At 61.3% G+C, this 1,759-nt stretch carries 2 protein-coding genes and 1 pseudogene; 2 read left to right on the top strand and 1 reads right to left on the bottom strand.

Annotated elements, in window-relative coordinates; genetic code table 11:
* Positions 1–93: 93 nt before the first annotated feature.
* Both ABZT03_RS44280 and ABZT03_RS44275 read left to right on the top strand, forming a co-directional pair.
* Positions 94–519: pseudogene (locus ABZT03_RS44280) on the top strand (IS110 family transposase); the annotation flags it as partial.
* Positions 520–841: 322 nt separating this feature from the next.
* Positions 842–1,174: an Lsr2 family protein gene (locus ABZT03_RS44275; protein ID WP_356049988.1), complete on the top strand. Its 333-nt coding sequence runs from the start codon at positions 842–844 to the stop codon at positions 1,172–1,174.
* Between the two features lie 335 nt (positions 1,175–1,509).
* Here ABZT03_RS44275 and ABZT03_RS44270 read toward each other — a convergent pair whose 3' ends face one another.
* On the bottom strand, positions 1,510–1,656 hold the full coding sequence (locus tag ABZT03_RS44270; protein ID WP_356049986.1) for a hypothetical protein: 147 nt from the start codon (positions 1,654–1,656) through the stop codon (positions 1,510–1,512).
* Between the last annotated feature and the right edge of the window lie 103 nt (positions 1,657–1,759).

Raw genomic sequence — 1,759 nt, 5'->3', positions numbered from 1 at the left:
CCCACGGCAGGCTGAACCATAGGCCGCCATCCGGCCCCACCACGACCTAACACACCCTCAACGACCCGCTGCCCCAACAAGTTGACAACGCCATTCCCTCAGCACCCGGACGCTGAGATCATCCTGAGCCTCCCCGGACTCGGCACCCAGTTCGGCGCCCGGATCCTCGCTGAGATCGGGGACGACCACGCCCGCTTCGCCACTGCCCGCGGTATGAAGGCCTACGCCGGTGCGTCCCCCATCACCAGGGCGTCCGGCAAGAAGGCCAGCATCACCAGACGCTGGGTGAAGAACGACCGGCTCAACCACGCCGGCTACCTGTGGGCCTTCGCCTCACTGACCCAATCACCGGGCGCAAAGGCCCACTACGACCGCCGCCGCGAGGCCGGGGACTGGCACGCCGCCGCTCAGAGAAACCTCTTCAACAAGATGATCGGCCAGCTCTGCCACTGCCTCCAAAAGCACATCCTGTTCGACGAGAACCTCGCCTTCCCCACGCAACTTCTCGAAGCTGCTTGACGACTTAGCTCCGTGAGGTGCGGGATGGACGAATGTATGAAGTCATACCACCCACCGCACGCGCGGCTTGACAGACCACATTAGGAATCACGTGCAGGCATAGCGGCCCGAAAGGTCGTCTGCTGTGGGCTTCACGGCGCTGGCCGGTGAAGCGCCCCGACCTCCAGCCCGCCGTGAGCGTCGTCCGGCACGATTAAGATCGTAATCCTGTGAGACGTAGACAGTGTCGATGACGCCAATGACGCCGGTACGACCGCCTGCCTGACGTCCGTGAATAGCCGTCGGCAATGGACAGACGCGAAGATTCGCGTATCATCAACTCATGGCACAGAAGGTAGTCACCCTTTTCATCGACGATCTGACCGGCAAAGAGTCAGATGAGGCGCAGACCCATACCATCGCTCTTGACGGTGTGAGGTATGATATTGACCTCACACCTGAGAGCTACGACAAGCTCTATGACGCGCTTGCACCTTTCCTTCACGCAGGTCGCAAGATCGGTCGTCAAAAAGTGACGCAACTGACACGGAAAGCTCCAGGTGGGGGGACCAGTGCCGAAACGGTACGCGCCTGGGCTCGAGACCAGGGCCTCGAGGTCAGCGACCGCGGTCGCGTGCCAGCGACCGTTCGCGAGGCTTACGAAAGGGCTCATTAACCTCGCTTTTCACGGCGTCCCCCCTGTTCATCTATGGGAATTTTCTGACACGTTGTGAACTTCCCGCGAAGTAAGGCAGCAGTAGGCTGGAGGTGCGGCCGCCTTAAGGGGTGTCCTCGTATCGTGCTGAGGGGACTTCGTGGTGTATCTCCCAGCGGATCTGCAGGCGGCGGAACCAATGTAGTAGGCAAGTGCATGTTCCCCGAACGAGCGTTCGGTGCTCAGGCTGGAGCCGCGCTCGGTGCCACGGCGGGCGATCACCAACTTCTCTCTAAAGTCCCAAAGGAGCTACTGGTCATCGTACGTCCGGACGGAGCCGGAGCGGTTGCTGCCGATCAGGTCGTGCTGAGACGTCCCGGGCGTTTTGCGCCGCGCAGCTTGGCGAAGAAATCGCACTCGTCGATCACCAGCAGTGTAAGGACTGAGTCCTTTTCCACCTCACGTTGAGGTGGCGGGGTGCCAGGATTTTCGGTGGTGGTCATGGCTTGTTTGTCACGGCCCCGGCGTAGTTGTGTGATGTCCGGTTCCGTGCCGGTTGGTCAGATGCTGTAGACGGCGAAGGCGTCTTTGTGGCGGAGGAGGTCG

This window comes from Streptomyces sp. NPDC005574 (assembly GCF_040605435.1).
Classification (GTDB): domain Bacteria; phylum Actinomycetota; class Actinomycetes; order Streptomycetales; family Streptomycetaceae; genus Streptomyces.
The sequence above is the reverse complement of the archived record's forward strand: the minus strand, read 5'-3'. Positions and strand labels throughout refer to the sequence as shown.

Bases quoted from the DNA above. Each gene is read 5' to 3' on its own strand.
- ABZT03_RS44275 (WP_356049988.1), top strand. From the start codon at position 842: ATGGCACAGAAGGTAGTCACCCTTTTCATCGACGATCTGACCGGCAAA.
- ABZT03_RS44270 (WP_356049986.1), bottom strand. From the start codon at position 1,656: ATGACCACCACCGAAAATCCTGGCACCCCGCCACCTCAACGTGAGGTG.